20 protein-coding genes and 1 tRNA gene are annotated in these 23627 nt (G+C 67.1%); 7 read left to right on the top strand and 14 right to left on the bottom strand.

The features are described 5' to 3' along the window. Positions 1-199: 199 nt before the first annotated feature. The 3 genes from MJ797_RS17625 to MJ797_RS17635 all read right to left on the bottom strand — a co-directional run bounded on the left by MJ797_RS17625 (position 200) and on the right by MJ797_RS17635 (position 2418). Entirely contained in the window at positions 200-580 is a 381-nt protein-coding gene (locus MJ797_RS17625; protein ID WP_239336282.1) for a type II toxin-antitoxin system death-on-curing family toxin, read from the bottom strand. After that, entirely contained in the window at positions 577-774 is a 198-nt protein-coding gene (locus tag MJ797_RS17630) for a ribbon-helix-helix protein, CopG family (RefSeq protein WP_035739931.1), read from the bottom strand. Before MJ797_RS17630 ends, MJ797_RS17625 begins: the two co-directional genes overlap by 4 nt. A 648-nt stretch (positions 775-1422) precedes the next feature. Then, the gene (locus tag MJ797_RS17635) at positions 1423-2418 is read right to left on the bottom strand and encodes a tetratricopeptide repeat protein (protein WP_239336284.1); all 996 of its coding nucleotides are present in this window, start codon (positions 2416-2418) and stop codon (positions 1423-1425) included. Between the two features lie 59 nt (positions 2419-2477). Here MJ797_RS17635 and MJ797_RS17640 point away from each other — a divergent pair, with 59 nt between their 5' ends. The 3 genes from MJ797_RS17640 (at position 2478) to MJ797_RS17650 (ending at position 6441) form a co-directional block, all read left to right on the top strand. Beyond that, positions 2478-3089, top strand: coding sequence for a DnaB-like helicase N-terminal domain-containing protein (locus MJ797_RS17640; RefSeq protein ID WP_239336286.1), 612 nt, complete (start codon positions 2478-2480; stop codon positions 3087-3089). Between the two features lie 1390 nt (positions 3090-4479). Further along, on the top strand, positions 4480-4683 hold the full coding sequence (locus MJ797_RS17645; RefSeq protein ID WP_239336288.1) for a ferredoxin: 204 nt from the start codon (positions 4480-4482) through the stop codon (positions 4681-4683). 645 nt (positions 4684-5328) lie between these two features. Beyond that, complete coding sequence (locus tag MJ797_RS17650; protein WP_308128337.1) at positions 5329-6441, top strand: pyridoxal phosphate-dependent aminotransferase family protein; 1113 nt, start codon at positions 5329-5331, stop codon at positions 6439-6441. 81 nt (positions 6442-6522) lie between these two features. Here the strand turns inward: MJ797_RS17650 and aat are convergent, their stop codons facing one another. The 5 genes from aat to MJ797_RS17675 form a co-directional block, all read right to left on the bottom strand. Then, positions 6523-7386 carry a leucyl/phenylalanyl-tRNA--protein transferase gene (gene aat, locus MJ797_RS17655; protein WP_239336310.1) on the bottom strand — a complete coding sequence of 288 codons (864 nt, stop codon included), beginning with the start codon at positions 7384-7386 and terminating at the stop codon, positions 6523-6525. Continuing rightward, a complete protein-coding gene (locus MJ797_RS17660; RefSeq protein WP_239336313.1) occupies positions 7377-9674 on the bottom strand; it encodes a bifunctional diguanylate cyclase/phosphodiesterase in 2298 nt (765 codons plus the stop codon). Before MJ797_RS17660 ends, aat begins: the two co-directional genes overlap by 10 nt. Positions 9675-10365: 691 nt before the next feature. Continuing rightward, entirely contained in the window at positions 10366-11139 is a 774-nt protein-coding gene (locus MJ797_RS17665; RefSeq protein ID WP_255739127.1) for an SDR family oxidoreductase, read from the bottom strand. 151 nt (positions 11140-11290) lie between these two features. Continuing rightward, positions 11291-12274 carry a pirin family protein gene (locus MJ797_RS17670; protein WP_239336318.1) on the bottom strand — a complete coding sequence of 328 codons (984 nt, stop codon included), beginning with the start codon at positions 12272-12274 and terminating at the stop codon, positions 11291-11293. Positions 12275-12483: 209 nt separating this feature from the next. Next, entirely contained in the window at positions 12484-13587 is a 1104-nt protein-coding gene (locus MJ797_RS17675) for a diiron oxygenase (protein WP_239336322.1), read from the bottom strand. A gap of 675 nt (positions 13588-14262) precedes the next feature. Here MJ797_RS17675 and MJ797_RS17680 point away from each other — a divergent pair. The 3 genes from MJ797_RS17680 to MJ797_RS17690 all read left to right on the top strand — a co-directional run bounded on the left by MJ797_RS17680 (position 14263) and on the right by MJ797_RS17690 (position 16014). Continuing rightward, positions 14263-14883, top strand: a complete 621-nt coding sequence (locus MJ797_RS17680) for a hypothetical protein (RefSeq protein ID WP_239336326.1) — start codon at positions 14263-14265, stop codon at positions 14881-14883. A gap of 216 nt (positions 14884-15099) precedes the next feature. Beyond that, on the top strand, positions 15100-15762 hold the full coding sequence (gene orn, locus MJ797_RS17685; protein ID WP_239336329.1) for an oligoribonuclease: 663 nt from the start codon (positions 15100-15102) through the stop codon (positions 15760-15762). A gap of 176 nt (positions 15763-15938) precedes the next feature. Beyond that, positions 15939-16014, top strand: a tRNA-His gene (locus tag MJ797_RS17690). Positions 16015-16056: 42 nt separating this feature from the next. On the opposite strand, the gene MJ797_RS17695 is transcribed toward MJ797_RS17690, so the two are convergent. The 5 genes from MJ797_RS17695 to MJ797_RS17715 form a co-directional block, all read right to left on the bottom strand. Continuing rightward, entirely contained in the window at positions 16057-16548 is a 492-nt protein-coding gene (locus MJ797_RS17695; protein WP_305039780.1) for a MarR family winged helix-turn-helix transcriptional regulator, read from the bottom strand. Positions 16549-16648: 100 nt separating this feature from the next. After that, entirely contained in the window at positions 16649-17074 is a 426-nt protein-coding gene (locus tag MJ797_RS17700) for an OsmC family protein (RefSeq protein WP_239336332.1), read from the bottom strand. A 124-nt stretch (positions 17075-17198) separates the two neighbouring features. Beyond that, complete coding sequence (locus MJ797_RS17705) at positions 17199-18248, bottom strand: hemolysin family protein (RefSeq protein WP_239336334.1); 1050 nt, start codon at positions 18246-18248, stop codon at positions 17199-17201. After that, positions 18245-19585: a hemolysin family protein gene (locus MJ797_RS17710; protein WP_239336336.1), complete on the bottom strand. Its 1341-nt coding sequence runs from the start codon at positions 19583-19585 to the stop codon at positions 18245-18247. Before MJ797_RS17710 ends, MJ797_RS17705 begins: the two co-directional genes overlap by 4 nt. A 316-nt stretch (positions 19586-19901) precedes the next feature. Further along, entirely contained in the window at positions 19902-20603 is a 702-nt protein-coding gene (locus MJ797_RS17715; RefSeq protein WP_374582490.1) for a response regulator, read from the bottom strand. A gap of 525 nt (positions 20604-21128) precedes the next feature. Between MJ797_RS17715 and MJ797_RS17720 the strand changes: the two genes are divergently transcribed. Then, positions 21129-22697, top strand: a complete 1569-nt coding sequence (locus MJ797_RS17720) for an aldehyde dehydrogenase family protein (protein WP_239336340.1) — start codon at positions 21129-21131, stop codon at positions 22695-22697. On the opposite strand, the gene MJ797_RS17725 is transcribed toward MJ797_RS17720, so the two are convergent. Further along, the gene (locus MJ797_RS17725; protein ID WP_374582484.1) at positions 22624-23514 is read right to left on the bottom strand and encodes a polysaccharide deacetylase family protein; all 891 of its coding nucleotides are present in this window, start codon (positions 23512-23514) and stop codon (positions 22624-22626) included. The genes MJ797_RS17720 and MJ797_RS17725 overlap by 74 nt on opposite strands. Between the last annotated feature and the right edge of the window lie 113 nt (positions 23515-23627).

Here is a 23627-nt window from a genome sequence, read left to right on the forward strand (position 1 = left end):
CCGACCTTGTCGCGGGGGGCCTGTCCAGTTTTTCGTGTAAAGGATGGGCAGGAATTGCCCTTACCGTGAAGCTGTTCGGAAACCAGGGCAGACATGCGGTGTACGCGACGGCCATGGGCAGTGTCGGTCACGTCTTGGGTGCAACCTCCTCGATTCGAGGCAGGAGCAGAGTCCGATACGGCGAGGCATGTCCAGGTCCTCACCGACGGCTCCGGGTCGCCCCTTCAAGGATCTTGGCGATGTCCTCGACGGAATCGATGGCTCCGGAGGCGATGCTCATCATGAGGTCGTAGGCTTCATCGTTGGTCAGCGTCAGGCGACGGCCGTTGACACCGTAGAAGGCGATCAGACCGGCGAGCGCGAGCCGCTTGTTCCCATCGACGAGGGCATGGTTGCGAGCCAGCGAATGCAGGAGCGCGGCGGCCTTGCCGTCCAGAGAGGGATAGGCGTCACGGCCGAACACCGTCGCCCGCGGGCGCGCGAGAGCGGATTCGAGCAGGCCGTGGTCCCTTACCACCGGTTCGGAGCCGATGGCCCGCTCGGCGATGTACAACAGTTCACGAAGCGTCAGATAGATCATTCGCCGAGCCGACGGAGCGCCTCCGCGTACCGCGGAAGCTCCTCGTCCAACACCTGATCCAGCAGCTCCGCCCGACTGTGCGCCTCGACGTACTCTCGGATCGCCTGCCGAGCGATCTCCTGCATCGACCGCTGTTCCAGCTCCGCACGCAGGCGCAGAGCCTCTGCCTCGTCATCTGTCAAGCGCAGTGTCATCGCCACACCCCAACGGTATCACTATTGATACCACCCGGAGTCCCGTGAGGAAGCACATCGGCTGCTTGACGCGCTGCCGGAGGACCGGCTACCCGAAGCCGTGGAGCTGCTGCGGCAGTGGGCTGCGGTGGAGCGCGGCGAGCGCCCCGTCGTCAGTTCCGTACGACGGCCGTCTTCGACGGCGAACCAGATCTGGGTGAGCATGCCAAGGAAATCGTGCACGAGGCCTGGGGCGACGAGAACCGCCGCAGCGCGTGATCGTCGTCGACACCGGCCCCGTAGTGGCGTTCGCCAACCGCAAGGACGACCATCACCGGCAGTGTGTCGACCTGCTCCAGAACTTTCCCGGGCCACTTCTGCTCCCAGCCCCGCTCCTCTCCGAGATCGGCTACATGCTCTTCAGCCGGGCCGGAACGAAGGCCGAGCCCTTCCTCTCGGACAGTGGACTTCAGGTCCGTTGTCCGCGGAACTGGGACCGCTCCACTCGAAGACGAGTGGACACCCCGGCCCGACACGGACGCCGTCAGCCAGACCCCCGCCACAACCTGACCAGCCTCAGTATCGGTACGACCGGTCATAAGCCCGGCAGACCGCCGAATTGTTCCTTTTAGGATCAAGACGCAGCGCGGCCCGCGCAGCCACGTGGGCTCAGTTCACTGTACCCGCAGCACGCCTATCGAGATCAGCAAGCGCATCCCGGGCGCGGATGGTGCCGGGGTGGTCGTCGCCCAGAATCCGCCGACGACGGATAAGCACATCCTCACGCATCTGCCGGGCCGCCGGATACTCACCCATCGACCACAGGCAGGCGGCGAGGTTCGCCGCCGCGCGGAGGGTGTCGATGTGATCATCGCCGAGGTGCGTCGCCCACCGGCGGTAGACCTGTCTGCCCAGACGAGCCGCGGTGCGGCTGTCGCCACTGGACCGCAACGCCCGGCCCAGACGCACCACCAAGTCGCGGCCGGCGGCGTCGGTGTCCTCGAGCATGCCTGCGGCCAGCACATGCGGATACAGCACGGCATAGCGCGGCCAGCACCCCGGATCCTCCGGATCGCCCGGGTCCGCGGCGGTAAGCAGAGCATGCACCACCGTCCGGACCCGTGCCCGCTCCTCGACCGGCGTATGGTCACGCAGGACCGCCTGCACGAGCCGGTGCATGACCAGCCCCTCGGCGGTCGCGCGGACCAGCCCGAGCCGGCACACCCGAGCCACCCAGTCCGCGACCACCAACGGGTCACCGACCCCCACACCCGACAGGTCGGACAGCTCAGCCGACCTGTCGGCGGGGGTGAACAAGGTCAGCGGCACCGGTTCCGGGCCGCAGCAGGCCAGCAGCCGCAGCAGCCCCACCGCACCCGGATCATCCAACCCGTCCACCGCGACGGTCCACGCCGCAGCCACCGGCTGCGGATAGCCCGCCGGCCGACCCCGAGCCAGCAGCTCCCCGGCCCGGTCGGCCAGCAGCCGTTCGTAGGTCTCGGCCGGCATCCCGGTGGTAGCCAGCCAGCCCCCGGCCTGTTCCAGCACCAGCGGGAGATCCCCCACCGCTGCGGCGAGTCGCTCCGCCTCACTGTTGGTCAACCGGGGGCAGCCGCGCTGGAGTAGGCGGACCGCGTCCGCCCGGGGCAGCACAGCGACCTCCACCGCCTGTGCACGGCCCGCCTGGCCCCGCTCGCCGATGGCGCCCGTGGCCCGTGGGTGTCATGACGGCCGTCGACGACATCCAGGCCATCGGCGTCGACCCCGCCGTACTGCGCTCCGAGCAGGACATCCTCGGTGCCGCGCTCCAGAGCGCCGAGACGGTCGGCCCGGACGACTACAGCAGACCGGCGCATGTCCATGCCCATGTCCGGCGGGCGATGCTGGCTCTGGTCGGTCGTGGTGACTCTGTCGACATCACCGCGGTCGCCGGTGAGCTGGGCGGCATCGCCGCTCTGCCCGAGGGTCGCGACGGCGGGAGCCGGACCCTACTGGACGTCATCGGGCCGTCGTATCTGCACCGGCTGACCGAGTCATTCACGATGGCGGGGAGCGCAGGCTACCACGCGCGGACGGTAGCGGACGCTGGCCGGCGTCGCCGCTGGGTCGACGCGCTCACCTGGGCCGCACGGCATGCCGAGAAGCCGGCCGCGGACCTTGACGAGGTCATTGCCGATACCCGAGCGCCGGGTAGCCCGGGGGGATTTCACCCCCGGGCTACCCGGCGACACATCGCATCCTTGCTGGTCAGGTGCACCTCGATCAGGTTCCGGCAAGGTCAGCCCGGCATATCACCCGCCCCGGTGAAAGACAGAGGTCAGCGAGAACCCCTTTGATGCCGTCGATCACGGTCGACAGGCGGGTATCGGTCGACTGGAGCGCAGACCCGATCGCACGCCATGACCGGGTTAGATCTGCATGTTTACGACCGCTGGGCGGGGACTGAAGCCGTCCGGTTTTGCCACTGGCAGGCCTGGGCTGGGACTGCCGTGGCGACGGCACCGAACACCATCGCCGTAACACCGATCACTGCTACAACACAGGCATGTCTGATTTTTTTCATGCTTCCACTCCAAATCATCAATATGGCCAAATAGCTGCGCTGACCCTTTGAAGAAAAAGGGCAATTAGTAGTGTCCTGACTTGTTGGCTGCCACTTGATTCGCTACTGCTGTTGCTGCTTGATTCATCGCCGTGGCTATGTCATCTGGGCTGCACGCCTGAGCGGGGGCAGTCATGGCGATGGTGCCGAACACCGTCATCGCAGCGCCGACAACTGCCACAGCACAGGCGTGTCTGATTTTTTTCATGCTTCCACTCCAAATCATCAATATGACCGAACTGCCGCACTGATGATGCTAGTGGATGAAATGTTCGCATACAAACGCTGCCGGCCCGTTATAATCAATATGATATGTTCATATGGTTATCGATTTCGATACCGGCCCGGGTAGCGTGGCATCGGCTTTACGCCGTCCCGACAGATGGATAGATCAACGAGTGCGACGTCGGTGTCGCGACGACCGTTTGAACCCGCAGACAGTGGACTTCAGGTCCGCTGTCCACGGAACCGGGACCGCTCCAGAGCAGCCTCTCGCTGTCCGGCCGGGCCGCCACGGGCTCAACGGCCCATAGCGCACCCCGCGCAGGTCCTGCCGGAGCGAGATATCAGCCCGTCTCCTCACCAGGAATTAGATCCGATGTGCCGGCATGGCTGGGCACGTTCGCAGCCGCTTCGACCGGCCTCACGTTTCAAAGCGGTAACTACTCGATGACGAGACCGCCGACAATCGACGGAATACCGTCCGGGTAACGAAACAAGCGGATCACCGCAACTTTTCAGAGCAACCTCACAAGGATGCCCGGGACATTGGCCGGCCTCACGCCGGCTGCTCGGAGAGCAGCGACACCGCGGTACGCCGAGGCCAGCACCTGCGCCTTCGGACAGGCATGGACGATCCGCCATGCCCTGGCACTCCTCAGCACGCGCGCTGTCACCACGGCGTCCCGCGGGAATCCCGCCATCCGGCCGTCGGCCCCGGCCGCGGCGGGCATTCAGGCCCATGGACTTTCCAGTCAGAATGGCTACGCCGAGCACCTGTCAACATACGTGAAGCGCGGCCGGCCCGGCAGCCGGGCTGGCGGATAGAATCGTCCAGGTGGCTGCAACCAACGCTCACAACGAACGCGAGGTGTGATGTGGCAAGCGAAAAGAACCGACTTCCCATGAATGCTGAAGGCCCCTTCTTCGTCGACTCCGAATGCACTGACTGCGAAAACTGCCGTGGCGTTGCCCCGGATTTCTTCAAGCGCGACGACGCCCACGAGGTCTACTACATATGCCGGCAGCCGTCGACCGAGGAGGAAGAGGAGATGTTGTTGCAGGCCCTCGAGTTCTGCCCGGCCGAGGCAATCGGGCGCGCGGCGTAACCCACCGCGAACCACGGAAGTCGTGATCACGCTCTTCTCGCGGCGGGGTTCCTGTGATCGGACGGCTCCACGGAACCCCGACCGAGATCGTTAACAGCCGATCAACGACCGGCCGCGACAGAACCGTCACAGCACGACTCAGCAGGCATACACCGCACCCCCGGCAAGCCGGCCGTACTTCAACTGGCGCACATACCAGCTGATAATGGATCCAGCCTGCCACTCCTTCGAGCACATACAATAAAAATATTGAACCATTATTACCAATAAAATAGTATTTGCCCGGATCGGCCAGCGGGGCAGCCGGCCCGACCACCCGCCGATAAATACCCAAAAACAACGTCGCCCAGGAAAGCCACGCCGTAATGTGGGACCCTCATCTTTCAAGGAGGGGCGTTGTCCACAACTCCGGGGAAGCCACCCGCACGCCAGGCTTCGCCAGCTCAACGGGGACCCTACGATCGCATACTGGGCCGACCGCTCGGACCCCTGGCGGAGCTCGCCGGGCTACGAGACAGCCATCCCATGATGGACTCGATTGTCGATGAAACCAATGGGCGCCGGATTCGCATAGGCGATCATTGGCTATCGGATTTTGCGTCCTGCAACTATCTTGGTTTCGATGTACATCCAGAGATCATTGCGATGGTGCCGGAGTACCTGACCAAGTGGGGTACCCATCCGAGCTGGTCACGTATGATCGCCCATCCACGGCTGTTCACCGAGATCGAAGAAGAACTCGCCGAGCTCCTCGGCGCCGAAGACAGCCTCACGATTCCCACGATCACGCACATCCATATGTCGGTCATTCCGGCTCTCGTCGGAGAAGGGTCGGTCTTTCTCGACCGGCATGCGCACCACACAATCCACGACGGCTGTGCCATAGCGCGGGCACGAGGTGGTACCCTGGGGTACTTCGATGCCGAGAATCCCAGCCAGCTGGATGAGCTGCTGCGGGCGTGCCCCACCTACCCAAGGCTGGTGTGTATCGACGGCGTGAACAGTATGACCGGCAACGCACCGCCGTTGACCGAGCTGCTGGCAGTCACCCGGGCGAACGACGCGATCCTCTACATCGACGATGCCCACGGTTTCGGCGTCATCGGTGAACGCGGCCGAGACGAGATCAGCCCGTACGGTCTACGCGGTAACGCCCTTGTCCGCCATGTCGGGGAAAGCTATGACGGACTCATCCTGGTGGGCGGCTTCTCCAAGGCGTACTCATCCCTGCTGGCCTTCGTCGCCTGCCCGACCACGGTGAAGAACTACCTCAAGGTGACTGCCGCGCCGTACCTCTTCTCCGGGCCGTCGCCGGTGGCTTCGCTCGCTACCGTGCAGGCCGGTTTCCGGCTCAACTCGGCGCGGGGCGACACCATCAGGGCCGATCTCCATCGCAAGACCGCCCGTGTTCTCGACGGGCTGGCACAACTCGGGCTGCGGACCTTGAACCGGTCCGGGACGCCGATCATCGAAGTACCGATCGGCAGTCCCGAGGACACAGACGCCCTTGGCCTCTACCTGTTCGACCGCGGGATCTACATCACCATGGCGCCCTTCCCAATGGTGCCCCGAGCCGATGTCGGAATCCGCATCCAGGTGACCGCAGCCAATACCGACGAAGAGATTACCCAGCTGCTCGCGGTACTCGCCGAGGTTGCCGCGATGTTCCCAGGCCCGCGGCCAGAACAATACGGACAGTCCGAGCATGACGGACCGGCGCCGCGCCGCTGGCCCAGCCAATGGACGAAAACCGTGTAGAGCGCTCCCCTCCGCTGACAGGCCGACGGCTGTACGGCCGGCTGTACAGCTGCGGTTCACGCCGGGCGGCCGGCGGCCCAGTCAGCCTGGCTCGTCACGATGCGTCCGGCCCGGCCCGGCCCGTCGGCTTGCTCGGGCGAGCTCGGCCAGGCGCCGCACGGGCATGCGGTCGCGAACCAGCTTCACGTCCGTGTCCCGCGCGTCATGCAGAACCGCCAGAAACCGTTCACGCGGGATCTCCACAGCGCCCATGGAGCCGGCGTGTGCGGTCACGAACTGCACATCGACGAGCCGACCACCGGCCCGCACGAAGCGTGCGTCAAAGTCGACCAACGCGACCTTGGACGCGTCGGTATGCGCGTGGAACATGGACTCAGCCATGAAGACTGCGCCGACGAGCACACCGAACATCCCGCCGACGAGGTCGTCGCCCTTCCACACCTCGACGCTGTGCGCCCAGCCGAGCCGATGCAGCTGAAGGTAGGCGTCCGCGAGCTCAGGCGTGATCCACGTGGGTCGGCCACCGCGGCCGCAGCCGCGGACGACATCGGCGAAAGCCCTGTCCAACGTGGTGGTCCACGTACACGCGCGCATCCGTTTGAACAACGAGTCGGACACATGCACGCCACCGACGGGCAACACGCCCCGTGGGTCCGGGCACCACCAGGGCAAGTCAAGATCCGGCGGGTCGTCCCCGGCGAGGTTGAAGATACGCCCGTCAGCGACGGCGGCGCTGAACCGGCGGCGTGTGGCCGCGCCCTCGACCGGGTCTCCGCCCGGGGCCGGGAAGGGGAATACTCCCCGCCGATACGCTCCGATCAGCGCCGCCGCGGTGAGCTCGCCCCCGACCGCGATGGGTAAGTCCGCTGGCTCGCCGTGTTCTGTCGCTGACAGCCCGTCCCATGGCGACGGCCCCGGCGGCTCGGGTGAGCCGGTCAGGTCCATGTGTGACCCGCGCGGACAGGTTCGGCCACGGCGTCCCGGCCCGCCTCCGCCTCCGCCGATCCAACGGCCAATGCGGCGCAACCAGCTGACAAACGGTGATCATTCCGATGCCAGAGCAGCGGCGTCAGCTCCTCGGCGGGCTGTGGGCAACCCAGGTAGAAGCCCTGCGCGAGATCACAACCAAACTCGGCCAGACGCCGCATCGCGCTCTCGGTCTCGACCCCTTCGACCACGATACGCAGGCCAAGGGAGTGTGCGAGCCCGACCGTGGACTGCACGATCGCCGCCGCCCCCGGATCGGAGTCCAGGTGCATGACAAAAGATTTGTCCAGCTTGAGAATATCCACCGGGAGCTCCCGCAGATAGGACAGGGACGAGTATCCCGTCCCATAGTCGTCCACGGCGATGTGGATTCCCATCTCCCGCAGGGTTGCGAGCACGGCCGCGGTACGGATCCGGTCAAGCATCAGGGCTGTTTCGGTGATCTCAAACTCAAGCGCCCGCGCCGGCACCCCGTGCAGCGCGAGCAGATCCGCGACCTCGGCCGGGAATGCCGTGTCGAGCAGATTGGACGCGGAGAGATTGACCGCGACACCGATATCCAGACCAGCGTCACGCCAGCGACGGGACTGCCCCAGCGCGAGACCGAGAACCTCCAGCGTCAGCGTACGCATGAGCCCGGTGTGCTCGGCCAGGGGCAGGAAGACATCGGGCGGGAGAAGGCCCTTCGTGGGATGTTCCCACCGTACGAGCGCCTCCACCGCATGACAGCCACCCGTGCGCAGGTCGATCTTCATCTGGTAATGGACCCTCAGCTGATCATTGCCGAGCCCGCCGCGCAGCGCCTCGATGATGTCCAGGCGATCCGGGGTGTGCACGTCCACGCCAGGCTGGTAGTACTCGACCCCGGAGCGGGCAGCTTTGGCCGCGTACATCGCAACATCCGCTCGCTGCAACAGAACGCTCGCGGCGACCGCGTCGTCCGGGTAGAGCGCGGCCCCGATGCTCGCGTCCACGTGCAGGGTGACCGCGCCGATCTCGAAGGGGGCCTCGAGCGTGGCCAGCACCCTTTCGGCGACCGTCTTGGCCACCGCCGCATCCGCGCCTTCCAGGAGCACGGCGAACTCATCCCCACCGAGGCGGGCCAACAGGTCCTCCGGGCGCAACGCCGCCGCGATCCGCCGCCCGACGAGCTTCAGTAGATCATCGCCGACAGGATGGCCAAGGGAATCGTTGATCTCCTTGAAACGGTCAAGGTCAAGAACGAGCAGCGCGAACCGACGGGCCCCCGCGCCAGCGCCGGGGTCCAGCCCGTTGAGGCGTTCGAAGAAGCCACGACGGTTGGCCAGCCCGGTGAGCTCGTCGGTGCGGGCCTGCAGCTTGGTCTCAGCGAGCTGACGGACCTCGGCAAAGGTGATCCCGGTCCGCACGAGCGCGGCCAGAACCGTGGCAGCAGCGAGCGTGACGGTCACGGGCGGCAGCCGCGTTACCGCTCCGAAGACCAGGAGCCCAAGCGCGGCAATCGCGAAGATGGCCGGGATGGCCAGCACACCCCACCCGACGAGGCCCTCCGCCTTCTCCCGCGACGGCCGTTGCCAGGCGGCGTACGCGGGCAGAACCAACGCCAGTGCCCACAGCACCTCGACCGGCCCGCCCGGGGAGTAGTGACCGCTGGCGACCTCACCGACCACGACCGTATCGGCGGCCGCAAAGATAATCAGCGAACCACCGAGGAGATACCACACCCTTTCGAGCCGCCAGCCCAGCAGACCGAACACACTCACGACGAGCACGAGCAGCATCAGATCGGCAAGGGGATAGGCGAGATTGAGCTCCACCGTCGACATGCTGGTCGCGCGGACCTTACCGATGGCACCGACAGCCAGGCCGCTGGCAAGCGCCGCCACCCCGAGAGCGCCCACCAGCGCGTCCAGCCAGACGCTGGGATGAAAACGGGACACTCGTTTGCGCAGCAGCAGAATCACAGCTACATATGTCGCGATATAGAACAACAACCAACCTGCGTCGGCCAGCGATGGCGACAGTTGCGGATTGCGATTGGCGACCTGTGTCGTGAAGTAAATCGTCCCAGCGCCGTAGCACAGAAGACCGGCCCCGATCACGACCCACGCGGCCCGTTCGCCACGCACCAGAATGGCGCGGGCGAGGCACATGACCCCCGCCGCCAGGCTGAAACAGTTGCCGAGCCAGCGATCGACCCCGTTGACTATGATCGATGTGCCGCGCAGGCCGGCGAGAGTGGTGACCACGAAGAATACCGCAGCCATCAGGAGCGCCACACGGCCCGCTCGGACCACTCGCAATCGGCGCGTGGCATGTACTGAAGTCGTCAAATGATCATCCCCCCACGATCAGATCGGCGGGGCATATTCTGACACTCCGGGCGCTATTTTCCTGCAACAAACCACCAATCGACCGGAGACACCGGGAACCTTCACGATCACCCCAGTTTTTACCAACCGACAGTTGACCAACTGACGGTTGGCCGGCTGGCAGCGGCTTCTTTGTGGACCACTCCGGCGCGGTAGCGCGACACCGGCCTGTGGCGGCGGTATGCCGACGTCCGATTTGCCACCCCTGACTACCGGCAGCGTCCGTCAGTAAAAAATCTTGCGGACGAACACCCGTAGCTCCTCCACTCCTACCCGGGACTCGGCAATCCAGTCCCGAGGCACGCCCTGAGCGACCCATTCGCGACTCGTTCGCCCCGAAGATCTGGCACAGGCCTACGGCGTGTTCCGGAAGTCGTCGTTCGATCAGGGAGCCGCACAGACGGCTTTCGGAGCACGCCCTAAGAGCGCGTTTGAGATCGTCATTCCGGCTCGCCGCGCCCAGGTTCCCCCTGGCTGCGTTGTCGGCCAACCCGATACAGCTCATCCGGTATCGCTTCGGCCTTCCGCCCTGCCAGATGGCGCCTGGACGCGGCTCACTGACCGAAAGCCCGATCTCGAACACGCTCTAAACTCCCAGGGCACTTGCTTCAACACCACCGGTCAGCGAGAGACCACCGTCGACGACAAGCGTCTGACCTGTGATCCACGCAGCCTCGTCCGACAGCAGGAAGGTGACCGCGCCGGCAACGTCGCGGGGCAGCCCGAGCCGCTTCAGCGGGTAGGCCGAAGCCACCGTGTCCTCCCGACCGGCAAAAAGCGCGGTCGCGAACCTGGTCTTCACCACGGCGGGCGCGACCGCGTTCACCCGGATCACCGGGCTGAGCTCCATCGCGAGCTCGCTGGTCAGACGGATCAACGCGGCCTTGCTGACCCCGTACAGGCCGATACCCGGCGATGGCCGAAGGCCCGCGACGGAGGCCATGTTGACGATCGCGCCACCGTGCTCGCCCATCCAGGCGTCCCGCACGAGCCTGATCCAGGCGAGCGGCGCAAGCACGTTGACACCAAAGATCTTCATTGCCGCGGCCGGTTCGACGTCGAGCATCGGGGCGTGGACAGGGTTGATCCCGGTGTTGTTCACGAGTATGTCAATTCTTCCGAACGTCTCAAGGGTCCGGCGGACGGCATCCTGCTGATGGAGCGGGTCATCGGCCCGTCCCGCTACCGCGAGGGCCACCTCGCCGCCCCCCAGCTCCTCGACCGCCGCTTCCAGCGGTTCCGCCTGGCGAGCGGTGAGGCTCACCTTCGCGCCCGCCCGGACGAGCTCTCTGGCAACCTCAAAGCCGATCCCCCGGCTTGCGCCCGTCACGATAGCAACCTGATCGGTTAGCGAGACCACTGCTGTCCGTCCTCCTCTGGTTGGCACCGTCCATCTGCGCACCAAACGGTTCGTGCCACTTTGACAGGAGAACAGTGATCGCGCCGCCTCCGGTGGGGTCAGCCCGCGGCACCTCCGGCGGGGACCGGGCCAGTGCGCTCAGCCGGGTCGCTCAGCCAGAGCGCTGGACCGCGCGGTGGGGCATCAGAGCGTTCGCGGGAATGACGCCCAGGCGTCCGGCCTGGTAGTCCTCCACCGCCTGGCGCAGCTCCTCACGGGTGTTCATCACGAACGGCCCGTACATCTCGACGTGCTCGCGGATGGGCTGCCCGCCCAGCAGCAGTACCTCCAGCATCGGGGCCGGGCCGGGCTGCGGGTCGTCAGCGACGAGCGTGATGTGGTCACCCGGCCCGAACACGGCAAGCTGCCCGCGGCCGACCGGACGGCCCTCGCCACCGGCTCGTCCCGAACCCGCGAGGATGTAGGCAAGCGCGTTGAAGCCGGGATTCCAGGGGACCGTCAGCCGAGCGCCGGGGGACACCGACGCATGTGCCACCGCGATCGGAGTGTGGGTGGAGCCGGGGCCCTGATAACCACCGGCATCCCCGGCGATGAGTCTCAGCAGCGCCCCCGCGTCCGGCGACGAGACCAGGCTGACCCGGTCGCCTTCGATGCTCTGGTACCGCGGCGGGCTGAACTTGTCGCGCCCAGGCAGGTTCACCCACAGTTGGATGCCGTGGAAGAGCCCGCCGCTGACGACAAGCTCTTCGGGCGGTGTCTCGATGTGCAGGATCCCCGCGCCCGCTGTCATCCACTGGGTCGCGCCGTCGGTGATGACGCCGCCTCCGCCGTTGGAGTCCTGATGCTGGAACGTCCCATCGATCATGTATGTGACGGTCTCAAAGCCCCGGTGAGGATGCCAGGGGGTGCCCTTTGGCTCGCCCGGCGCGTACTCGACCTCGCCCATCTGATCCATGTGAACAAAAGGATCAAGATCGGCAAGGCTGACACCGGCGAAGGCCCGGCGCACGGGGAAGCCTTCGCCCTCGCGGCCCGACGGCGCCGTCGTCACCGAACGGACCGGGCGGTCAACGGCACCGGAGAGCGGCGTCCCGAGACGCGGCAGGCTGGTTGTATCGGCGGTCACGGCAGGCATCGCGATCCTCCTGACGGCGAGCTAAATGTTGCTAATGCAACTATACGATGAGGATAACCCCAGCTCGCCCCGCTCGCTTCCCGATCAGCCCACGTGACAACCTGGCCTCATGGATGGGCAGTGCTGGCAGTGATGACGCGAGACACCGCCTGGGCGGCGCGAGCCGGACAGCCCTGTTACCGGAGGCAGCTACGAGCCTGTGCTGGGCATCAGAACGCCGCGGCGATCGTCTGCTCCACCTGCCGCTTGCGCGCCGCGAGCTCCGCCTCCTCGGCCCGCGCCCGGTCGAGGCTGTCGGCAACGGCCTCGTCTCCGTTCATCAGCTCCGCCAGGTCGAGGCCGGCCAGGTCGAGGACACCCATCCGCGCATAGGCGTCGCGGACCTTCTCGCCCCACAGGCCTATATCCCTGACACACGGCACAATCCGGCTGAACAGAAGCTTACGGAACACCCGCATGTAACTGGACGTCTCGACCGCGGCAAGGCAGGCGGCCACGTCGAATCCGAGGTTGTCCCACACCTCGGCGCCCCGCAGCCGGTCCCGCATCAGCCAGCAGCTTTCGACGACGAATTCCTCCCGCTCGGCACGCTCACGACTACTCAGCTGCGCATAGTAGTCACGCAGCACCAACCGGCCAAACGCCACGTGCCGAGCCTCGTCCTGCATCACGTAGGCGAGAATCTGCTTCGGCAGCGCGGCGGACGTGGCGTCGCGCAGCACACCAAACGCGGCGAGGGCGAGACCCTCAATGAGCACCTGCATACCCAGGTACGGAATGTCCCACCGGCTGTCGCCAAGGGTCGAGTCGAGCAGCGACCGCAGTTCGGGATTGATCGGGTAAACGATACCGATCTTCTCCGTCAGGAAACGGGCATATGTCTCGGCGTGCCGCGCCTCGTCGATCGCCTGGGTCGCGGCGTAGAACTTCGCGTCCATGTCCGGCACTGACTCGACGATCCGAGCGCTGCAGATCATCGCGCCCTGCTCGCCGTGCAGGAACTGGCTGAACTGCCACGAGGTCAGATGCCGGCTGAGCTCACCGCGCTCCCGCTCGCTGAGTTTCTCCCAGACCGGCAGCCCGTGGATGGGGATGGTGTCGTCGGGAAGCTCCAGCGCCCGGTGGGGGTCCACCTCCACGGACCAGTCAATCCTGGTCGCGGCGTCCCACTGCCTGTCCTTGCCCTTCTGGTAGAGATCCAGCAGCCGGGCACGGCCTTCGTCGTATTCCCAGGAGAAGCGCGCGGCACCGGCCATCGGCACGTCCCAGGTAGAACCACCAGCCGGCATGACGTAGTGGCCGTATGTGCTCATGACCTGACCTCCGCGATAGCCACCGGACGTCCGGCATGTGCAGACTGTTCAGAGCGACGGCAGGTGTCAAGCGATCACTCGTGGTACATGGCCTGTCATGACCGCCAGGATCTTCAGCCGCGGCCCGCCCCGCCGCGTCGGCCACAGCATGATCCGCGTCGGCCAAGCCGGCCGCGTGGACCGCGGTGACACGGACCAACACTATTGGGACGGTCCCCCAGATGGGGGGACCGGTCAGCGCTCGACACGCCGCCGGTAAAGTTAAGGGTTTGTGACAACCAGCCCAGCGGACCGCCCGGACCGCTACCGTCTGGGCTGTGGACCGCAGCTGCAGTCGACCGGATTTCCTGCGGCAGGAGCGCCTGCGAGCAGCAGGCCGGCTCCGAAGCCGTCGACGCCCTCGTGACACCCATGGTCGTCGCCGGCTGACGGCCCGGCCACCGGGACGTCCCGCTCGGCGTCGCTGACCACCGAGCGGCTCGGCGCTGCTGAGCCGTGCGCTGAGGTCCGATCCGCCCGTTGCCATCCGCGTGGGCCGCCGGACCCGCGCTGGCCTCGGCGTCACCGCAACGTCCTGGCGGCCACTGCCTACCGCCTGCCGTCTGTCCACGAAGCTGCCCATCGCCGGGTTGTCGTTCGGCGATATGGTCAGCTTGTCACCAATCGGACAGACGGATGGAAAGGGCACGCCAGCCGGTGGGACTGCTGAGGCGAGGTGGGCTCGGTATCGCGATGTTCGCGACCGCCCTCGCGCTCATGCCTGTCCTGGTGGTGTGGTACCAGCATCATCCAGTACCCGCCGCTGGCGGCAGCACGCTCACCACCGACGAACCAGCGCGGCCGGGCGACACGACGGCCGTCGTCCCGGCGAGCACCGACACGGCTGCCCCAGCGTCACCTGCCCCGCGCTGGACTCCGTCGGATCGCGCCGGCGGCGCGGCAGCGGCGAGTCCGGCCCTGCTCGGCTTCACCGGCATCGTCTCGGGCAGAGTCGTGAGCGGAGTCGTCCAGGATGGCGTTGTGAGCGGAGTCGTCCAGATCGGGCTCGCGGTCTCCGGGTCGCCCGGCACCATCCTGTTCAGCCTGTTCAACCTGAGCGGGAGCGTCTTGGCGTCCTCCACAGCAGCTACTGGGCCACCGTTTCTGTTCCAGCCGCAGGAAGGCCCATGGAACACGACGCGCTTCCCGAACGGGCGGTATGTCCTTACGGCGACCGCCATCCAGCAGTCCATACCACCCCTCTCGGTGACCTTCCAGGTCATCAACCAGACAGCCCCGCGGTCCGCTCCCGGCTAAGAGCGCCCGGCAATAGGGGCGTGGATCAAGAAACGGGACTGAGGCACGCGCCTCGTGCCGGCCGCTCTACAAGCACCGCATCCCATCCCCGCTGGCGCCGATGACGGTGCCGCCGAGCGTCGGCGGGCGCCTCGGTACGGCGAATGTCCAGCGGCGGCACCGAACGGCTGGCCCCCGCGTGACGTCCCGGCCAGGAGACCCTAAGGTCAACCAGATATGGATCGCCTTGTCTGGATCGACTGTGAGATGACCGGGCTCAACGCCGCCTCCGACCTTCTGCTGGAGGTCGCATGCCTAGTCACCGACAGTGAACTTAATATCCTTGGTGACGGTGTGGACGTGGTCATGTCCGCGCCGGAGGCCGCGCTTGCCGGGATGGATGCCGTGGTCCAGGAGATGCACACCGCCTCGGGCCTGACCGACGCGGTACGTGTGTCAACGCTGACCCTGGCCGAAGCCGAGCGACAGGTACTGGACTACGTCCAGCGTCAGGTTCGGGAGCCGGGCAAAGCTCCCCTGTGCGGTAACTCGATCGCCACTGATCGCGGCTTTCTCGCACGGTACATGCCGGCCCTCGACAGTTATCTGCACTACCGGATGGTCGACGTGTCGACGGTGAAGGAACTCGCCCGGCGCTGGTACCCCAGGGCCTACTACGCGGCACCGCCCAAGCGCGGCGGTCACCGTGCGCTCGCCGACATCCGGGAAAGCATCGACGAACTGCGCTACTACCGGAAAGCCATCTTTGTGCCACAACCGGGCCCCAGCAGTGAATCCGCCCGGGCGCTGGCACGAGAGATCCGGGTTGCCAGCCACCCCGATGACGCTCCCGTCACCACGGCGACCAGCGGGGAGGCCTCCCCACCGACCGTGGTCTGAGCGCGGCCGAGGCGCCGCTGGCAGCCCCGGCACCGTCATGGCCGGGACACCGGAATCCTCGTGGCCAGAAGGAGGGATTGACCGGTACTATGAGCCAGGTCCGGAGATGTTGTGCCGGTCGGCCGCTGGTGCGCAGGTAACCGCTGCGCGTGGGCGGAGCATGTCCTCGGTACGTGGTGGGTGTAGCTCAGCTGGTAGAGCACCGGGTTGTGGTCCCGGGTGTCGCGGGTTCAAGTCCCGTCACTCACCCCACGTAAGGGGTCTGCCATGACCCTGAGCAGCCGTATGAGGCCTTCATCGTAACTCCGCTGTGGCCGTCAGCACCGCGGTGAGCCTGTGCAGTGCGGAACGTAGAGCAACGAACTCGTCACTGGAAAGGCCCATAGCACGCTCGATGACGGATGGCACGCTTCGGGCTCGCTCCCGCAACGCGGCGCCTTCCTCGGTAAGGGTGATCTGGACGGAACGCTCGTCGTCAACCCGCCGCTCACGCCGCAGGAGGCCGGTCGACTCAAGCCGCTTGAGCAGTGGTGAGAGCGTGCCGTAGTCCAGCTGCAGCGCGGCGCACAGCTCCTTGACAGGGCTCGCCTCATGCTCCCAGAGCACGAGCATGACCAGGTACTGCGGATAGGTCAGACCAAGCTGGTCAAGTACCGGCCGGTAGACACCCGTCATGGCGCGCGACGCCGCGTACAGGGCGAAGCACAACTGGTCGTCCAGACGCAGCGAGGAGTCCCGTCGCCCATCCTCGGTGTGGCCGACCATGTCGATGTCCTGGCTGGTCATGGCCCATATTCCCATCCCGCCAGCGGGTGGGCACCCACTCGCCCATCGATCATGTCGCCTCCTGGCGCGCACGGACACGCCAGGAGGCTGTCAACCACGGTCAGAGCAGGCCGGCGGCAAGGGTGATGGGAACCGCGGCCAGCGCCTGGCTTACCGGACAGTTCGCCTTGGCCTCCTCCGCCGCCTTGACGAAGCCGGAGTCATCCATCCCAGGCACGTCACCACGGACGGTGATGTGGATACCGGTGATACCGGTACCCGGCTGGAAGGTCACGTCCGCCTGGGTCTCCAGCCGGCGCGGCGGATTCCCCGCCCCGGTCAGGGCGTGCGAGAGCGCCATGGAGAAGCAGGATGAGTGAGCGGCCGCGATGAGCTCCTCCGGGCTGGTGACGCCGCCCGGCGCCTCGGCGCGCGCGGGCCACGAAACAGGGAAGTCGCCGATCTGGGACGAGGCGAAGGTGACGGTCCCGCCCCCCTCGATCAGGCTGCCTTCCCAGGCCGTGCGCGCGGTGCGAGTGGTTGCCATGGTGGGTGCCTCCGTTGTGGCGATCTGATGGCCGCGGCTGCCGTACAGCCACATTCGGAGAGTACACGATTGCATCGTGCACAATCTTTTTTGCTGAAAGATCCACCATCGACGCTCCAAATAATCATCCTCTGTGGGCCGGCCGCTCCTCGTCCCGAATTTCGCCGACAAGCTCTTCCAGGACGTCCTCCAGCGCGACGACCCCGAGAATCGTTCCGTCCCGGTCGGTGACCCGGGCCAGGTGCGCTCCGCTGTGCTGCATCGTCGCGAGCACCGTCCGGAGCCTGTCGTCCGCGCCGACCCGGGCGAGCGGGCGGACCCACTTCGCCGGAACCGGCGCCGACCGCTTTCCCGGGCTGGTTTCCAGAACGTCCTTGAGATGCAGGTAGCCGGCGAGCGTCCCGGCTGGGTCACGGACCGGGAAACGAGAGAAACCGGTCCGCGCGGCCACCGCTTCGACATCGCGCGGGGTCACCCCAAGCGGAACCGTCTCCAGCCGATCGACGGGGAGCAGCACACTGCGCGCGCTGCGCTCATCGAGGTAGAGCGCCCCTGACAGCAGACCGTGCTGGTCTTCGTCGAGCAGTCCCTCACGCCGGGACTCCTCGACGAAGCCGGCGACCTCGTCGAGAGTGAAGGCGCTGGCGACCTCGGCCCGCGGCGTCACCCGCAGCATCCGCAGGCTGAGGTTGGCGATCATGTTCAGCCCGACGATCGCCGGCCGCAGGCAGCGGACGACACCGGCGAGCGGTGGGACGAGCAACAGCGCGCTTCGGTCGGGCCCGGCCAGGGCGATGTTCTTGGGAACCATTTCGCCGATCACGACGTGCAGGAACACCACAATGACCATGGCGGCGACGAACGCGGTCAGGTGCCAGGACGCGTCGGGCAGCCCGACCGCCGCGAACGGCCCCGCCAGCAGCTCGGCGACCGCGGGTTCGCCGAGCGACCCCAGGCCGAGGGTGCAGATCGTGATGCCGAGCTGCGCGCCGGCCAGCATCAACGACGCCTCCTCCATCGCCCGCAGCGTGCTGCGGGCACGGGCCGATCCGTTCTGCGCCATCGGTTCGACGGCGCTCCGGCGGGCCGAGATCAACGCGAACTCGGCCCCCACGAAGAACGCGTTGGCCAGCAGCAGGACAGCGGCGAGACAGAGCGCGACAAGGACGCTCACCGCACCGCGCCCATCACGTCCGGGCTGCGCCGGCCCCGGGGTGTGCGGGGAAGTACCAGGTGGACGCGGTCCACCCGGCGGCCGTCCATGAGGTGGACGGCGAGGCTGACACCGTCGACATCGACGACGTCACCGGCGACGGGCAACCGGCCGAGCCGGTCCGCGATCAGGCCCCCGAGGGTCTGGTAGGCGTCGTCCAGCGGCAGCCGGATGCCAACGGTCTGCGCAGCCTCGTCCACCCGGAGCAGGCCGGACAGCAGCCACGTCCCGTCCTTCCGCCGCTGCGCGCGTGCGGCGATCCGATCATGCTCATCCACCACGTCGCCGACAAGCTCCTCGATCAGGTCCTCGATGGTGACCAGGCCATCCGTGCCGCCGAACTCGTCGATGACGACCGCCAGCTGCAGCCCGCCCCGGCGCAGCGTCTCCAGCAGCGGGTCGAGCTCGATCGTGGACGGCACCACCAGATGATCAATCATGACCTCGCCGACGGTGACCCTTTCCCGGTCGTCCTCGCCGACCGAGACAGCGTGTTTGACGTGGACGAGACCGACGACGTCGTCCAGGCCCTGGCCGACCACGGGAAAGCGGGAGTGCCCGGTCCGGCGGGCCATCGCGATGACCTCGCGGACCGGATCGCCAACCTGGACCGTACGCATCCGGACCCGGGGAGTCAGGACGTCCGCGGCCTGCTTGTGCCCGAACGCCAGGGATCGCTGGAGCAGCGTCGCGGTCTCCGGCGCGAGCGTGCCCTTTTCCGCGGATCGGCCTACCAGCGCAAACAGCTCCTGTGCGGATCGGGCGGAGGCGAGTTCCTCCTGGGGCTCGAAGCCCAGCCGACGCAGCAGGCCGTTGGCGGTGCCGTTGAGCAGACGGATCGGGTAGCCGGCCACCCGGCTGAAGCCCCGTTGGAACCCCTGCAGCGCGCGAGCGGTCGGCAGCGGGTGGGCAACCGCCAGATTCTTCGGAACCAGCTCGCCATAAATCATCGTTATGGTCGTGGCGAGCACCAGGGCAGCGGTCACGCTGACGCCCCGCACCGCTCCCGCGGGTACGCCGACGGATCCCAACGGCCCGTCCAGGATGCGCGCGATCGCCGGTTCGGCGAGGAAACCGATCGCCAGGTTGGTGATGGTGATACCCACCTGCGCTCCGGAGAGCTGGGTGGAAAGGCTCGCAAGCGCGGACAGGACGCCCGCCGACCGCTTGTCGCCCGCTTCGGCCGCGCGGGCCACGGCGGAGCGATCAACCGTGACGAGCGCGAACTCGGCCGCGACGAAGACGCCGCAGGCCCCGACCAGAACAACACTGAGCAGGATGAGAAGCCATTGTGTCATTGCGGCCTGCCCAGGTCGGCTCGATCCGGGGCAGGCATCGGACTATGGCTGGGTATGTCAGGACTCGGCATGACCCTCTCGAAAATCGATGTGGTGGGATCCGGCAGGACTCGATGCGGGTGGTGACGGACGGCTGTGACAACCGACACTCTGACAAGATCCGCCGACCCGCGCAACGTGCGCTGACGCAGGCCCTTCACAGACGCCCGCGCCGCGCCCGCCTAGACGATCACCCAGCCACGGCGAACCCACGCGTGCCGCGGCACCGACGGCCAGGCCCGGCAGCGTGGCAGTGCTCAGCCGGCACGCGGAGGGCTCAGTCGATCTCGAACAAGCCCTGGCGGACGGCATACATGACCGCTTCCATGCGTGAATGGAGCTGCAGTTTGTCCAGAATGTTACGAACATGGTTCTTCACCGTGTTCTCGCTGATAAACAGCTTCCGGGCGATTTCACGGTTCGCGCGCCCCTCGGCGACCAGCTTGAGAACCTCCAGTTCACGGGCGGTGAGGTGCGGAGCGGGTACCCGACTTGGCCGGTCATCCGATCCCCGCGCCAGCGTGGCGAACTCGACCATCAGCTTCGACGCCATCGAAGGGCTGATCAGGCTCAGGCCGTTGTGCACGGCACGCACCGCGCCCGCGACCTCGTGCGGCGGGATCGACTTGAGCAGGTAACCCACCGCGCCAGCCTTGATCGCTTCGAACAGGTCGGATTCGTCGTCGCTGACCGTCAACATCACAATCTTCGCCGTCGGCACCTCCCGCTTGATGGCGCCCGCAGCGTCGATGCCGTCTCGGTGCGGCATCCGGACGTCCATCAAGACGATGTCCGGGGTGGTTCCGGTGGCGATCGCGACAGCCTGCCGGCCATCGGCGGCACGACCGACGACGGTGATGTCCTCTTCAAGATCAAGAACGGTCTCCAGCCCCTGCAGGAACAGCTCATGATCGTCAACAACGAGTACCCGGATGGGTTCGGGCCGAGGCGCCACAGGCGGCAGAACACTGACCATCAGAGACCGGAGCTAGCAGTCACGGAAGGTTCGACAACAGGCCGCCACCGGACCAACGAGATGCGATCGACGCATGTGTCCACTCTATGTGATGGCGGTCCTACGTAGAGCCGGGTCTTCTCGTCGGCGCCGATCGAGTCGTGCACGAACACCGCTTCCGACATATCGGAATGGTACGCGCTGGCAGGCCATCGCACCGCTAGCGACACACCGTGACCATACCCGCGAACGTGGTGATTCATCAACCCCGAACCGGACGTATCGCCTGCCCCGCCGGGCAGCCCGCGCCATGATCCATCCCCGAGGCTCCGCACCCCTGCGAACATCATGTGACTACTCTAAGTAACATTCACTGTACTCGGCCGAACAGCACAAACATCATCAACACAAACACCGTCAAGCCCGGCCGAGGCCGAATACCGCCCGTTTCGCCCGGCCAGCACCGCAATCACCGGATACGCTCGTCACCGTCCAGGAAACACGGCATCCCTAGTGGCGTCTGGGGCCGATCAAAGGCAACCTGGCCCCATGGTCACACCCTCTCCCAGCAGGCCCCGCCTGTCTCTCAAACCCGGCACCGCATGGTCGGACGCCTACGACCGGTGCACGCGGGCCGCCCCTGAGGCGTTCGCCGACGACCGGCTTCACAACCTGTGGGGCGGCCAGTGGCGCCGGACCGGCGAGCCCCTGAGCAGCGTCACACCGGTCGACGGATCACCCATCACCGGACCACCCATGATCGAACCGGATGAGGCCCGGGAGGCCATCCGCGCGACCCTGGACGACCACAAGCGATGGCGCGACGTACCGCTGGCCGAACGCAAGACGCGGGTGCGCGCCGCGCTGGACGCCATGGACGACAACCGTGATCTGCTCGCCCTGCTGCTGGTGTGGGAGATCGGCAAGCCGTGGCGGCTGGCGCGCACGGACGTCGACCGGGCGATCGACGGCGTCCGCTGGTATATCGAGGAAATCGACCCGATGCTGGCCGGCCGCGGCCCCCTGCCGGGGCCCGTCAGCAACATCGCCAGCTGGAACTACCCGATGAGCGTGCTCATGCACGCGATGCTGGTCCAGGTTCTCGCTGGCAACGCGGCGATCGCGAAGACCCCGACGGACGGTGGCGCTGCCTGCCTCACCCTCGCCTGCGCCCTGGCGCGGCGCGAAGGCCTGCCGGTGGCCCTGGTCTCCGGGTCCGGCTCCAGGCTGTCAGGCGCGCTGGTCCGCGCACCGGAGATCGGCTGCCTGGCCTTCGTCGGCGGGCGCTCCACCGGCGGCCAGGTCGCGGCCGCGCTGGTCGACACGGGCAAACGGCACTTCCTCGAGCAGGAGGGCCTCAACGCCTGGGGCATCTGGGAGTTCTCCCAGTGGGACCTGCTGGCCGCGCACCTGAAGAAGGGGTTCGAATACGGCAAGCAACGATGCACCGCCTATCCCCGCTATGTCGTCCAGCGCCAGCTCTTCGATCAGTTCCTCGCCGCCTACCTGCCCGTGGTGTCCTCGGTGCGGTTCGGCCATCCGCTGGCCGTCGCGCACGACGACGATGCCCTGCCAGAACTCGACTACGGGCCCGTCATCACCGCGGAGAAGGCCGTCGAACTCGCCGGCAAGATCAACGAGGCGATCGCCAAGGGCGGGGTTCCGCTGTACCGGGGCAGCATCGCCGACGGTGCTTTCGTTCCCGGGCAGGACACCACCGCCTACGTGCCTCCGGTGGCGGTCCTCGCTCCCCCGCCGTCCTGCGCGCTGCACCATGCCGAGCCGTTCGGCCCGGTGGACACAATCGTGGTGGTCGACTCCGAAGCCGAGCTGCTGGCCGCGATGAACGCCTCCAACGGAGCGCTGGTGGCATCGCTGGCCTGCGACGACGAGGTGCTCGCCCGCCGGCTGAGCAGTGAGATCCATGCCTTCAAGGTGGGCATCAACAAGCCACGGTCGCGCGGCGACCGGGCCGAGCCGTTCGGCGGCCGGGGCGCCTCCTGGAAGGGCGCCTTCGTCGGCGGCGACCACCTCGTCCACGCGGTCACAGTCGGGACGGACCCGCGGGAACGCCTGTACGGCAACTTCCCGAGCTACTCCCTGTACCCCGACGCCTGAACCAGGCGGTACCCGGCCCGGCCCGCCCAGCCGGCGCGGGCCGGGCCGGGCCGGGTACCGTGCAGAGCTGGGGACCGATGCCGTGCTCGGCGAGAGGACCGACGCGAAGTCCCAGCTCATGGCAACGGGCGGCGAGTTCCGGCAGGGCGCCGAGGGCGCTGCGCCACGCCTGTGGCGCGGACGTGCAATCGGAATCGTGCAGGACGATGGTGCCACCACCGCGCAGATCGGGCGCGAGGGTGGCCAGGACGCTCAGCGGCGTGGCCGTCGAGGTCCAGTCCCGGCCCCAGGCGGTCCATAACACCGGCATGAGCCGCAGCCTGCTGGCGGCAACAAGAAAACCGGCCGACAGGATGCCGTGCGGTGGCCGGGCAAACCGCGGTTCCCGACCGGTGACGGCTGTGATCAGATCCCGGGTACGGCTGAGCTGCCGGTAGGTGGACTGTGGCCCGCGCAGCAGCATCGGCCGGTGATCCCAGGCGTGGACCGCGAGCTCGTGGCCGGCGTCCGTCATCCGCTGGGCAAGGCCGGGCGCCCGCTCCAGCATCGTCCCGAGGACGAAGAACGTCGCCCGGATGTCCAGCTCGGCGAGCACCTCGAGGAACAGCGGCGTGGACGCCGGGTCCGGGCCGTCATCAAAGGTCAACGCCACGTGGTCGGGCGCGCCGACCCCCGCGAGGACCGGCAGCACCCGCGTACGCAGGCGGCGCAGGGCGGCCACCGACGGTGCCGCGTAGGTCACGGCGGCGGTGACGCCGAGACCGGCGACGGCCCGGACGACCCGCTCCGGCGGGATTCTCCCGACGCCGCTCACCACGGGCCTGGCCTCACCATCGACATCACGGCGGACATCGCCGCCGACCGGTCAGGGACCGGCAGGTACATCATGCCGGACACCTTCCCACATCAGGCGCCCAACGCGGGGCCGAC

Source organism: Protofrankia sp. CiP3 (assembly GCF_917627345.1).
In the GTDB taxonomy this organism is placed as follows: domain Bacteria; phylum Actinomycetota; class Actinomycetes; order Frankiales; family Frankiaceae; genus Protofrankia.

Coding starts and splice junctions, on each gene's coding strand:
- MJ797_RS17625 (WP_239336282.1), bottom strand. CDS start 580: ATGATCTATCTGACGCTTCGTGAACTGTTGTACATCGCCGAGCGGGCC.
- MJ797_RS17630 (WP_035739931.1), bottom strand. CDS start 774: ATGACACTGCGCTTGACAGATGACGAGGCAGAGGCTCTGCGCCTGCGT.
- MJ797_RS17640 (WP_239336286.1), top strand. CDS start 2,478: ATGACGGCCGTCGACGACATCCAGGCCATCGGCGTCGACCCCGCCGTA.
- MJ797_RS17645 (WP_239336288.1), top strand. CDS start 4,480: ATGAATGCTGAAGGCCCCTTCTTCGTCGACTCCGAATGCACTGACTGC.
- MJ797_RS17650 (WP_308128337.1), top strand. CDS start 5,329: ATGGTGCCGGAGTACCTGACCAAGTGGGGTACCCATCCGAGCTGGTCA.
- aat (WP_239336310.1), bottom strand. CDS start 7,386: ATGGACCTGACCGGCTCACCCGAGCCGCCGGGGCCGTCGCCATGGGAC.
- MJ797_RS17660 (WP_239336313.1), bottom strand. CDS start 9,674: ATGGCTGCGGTATTCTTCGTGGTCACCACTCTCGCCGGCCTGCGCGGC.
- MJ797_RS17670 (WP_239336318.1), bottom strand. CDS start 12,274: ATGCCTGCCGTGACCGCCGATACAACCAGCCTGCCGCGTCTCGGGACG.
- MJ797_RS17675 (WP_239336322.1), bottom strand. CDS start 13,587: ATGAGCACATACGGCCACTACGTCATGCCGGCTGGTGGTTCTACCTGG.
- MJ797_RS17680 (WP_239336326.1), top strand. CDS start 14,263: ATGGAAAGGGCACGCCAGCCGGTGGGACTGCTGAGGCGAGGTGGGCTC.
- orn (WP_239336329.1), top strand. CDS start 15,100: ATGGATCGCCTTGTCTGGATCGACTGTGAGATGACCGGGCTCAACGCC.
- MJ797_RS17695 (WP_305039780.1), bottom strand. CDS start 16,548: ATGACCAGCCAGGACATCGACATGGTCGGCCACACCGAGGATGGGCGA.
- MJ797_RS17700 (WP_239336332.1), bottom strand. CDS start 17,074: ATGGCAACCACTCGCACCGCGCGCACGGCCTGGGAAGGCAGCCTGATC.
- MJ797_RS17710 (WP_239336336.1), bottom strand. CDS start 19,585: ATGACACAATGGCTTCTCATCCTGCTCAGTGTTGTTCTGGTCGGGGCC.
- MJ797_RS17720 (WP_239336340.1), top strand. CDS start 21,129: ATGGTCACACCCTCTCCCAGCAGGCCCCGCCTGTCTCTCAAACCCGGC.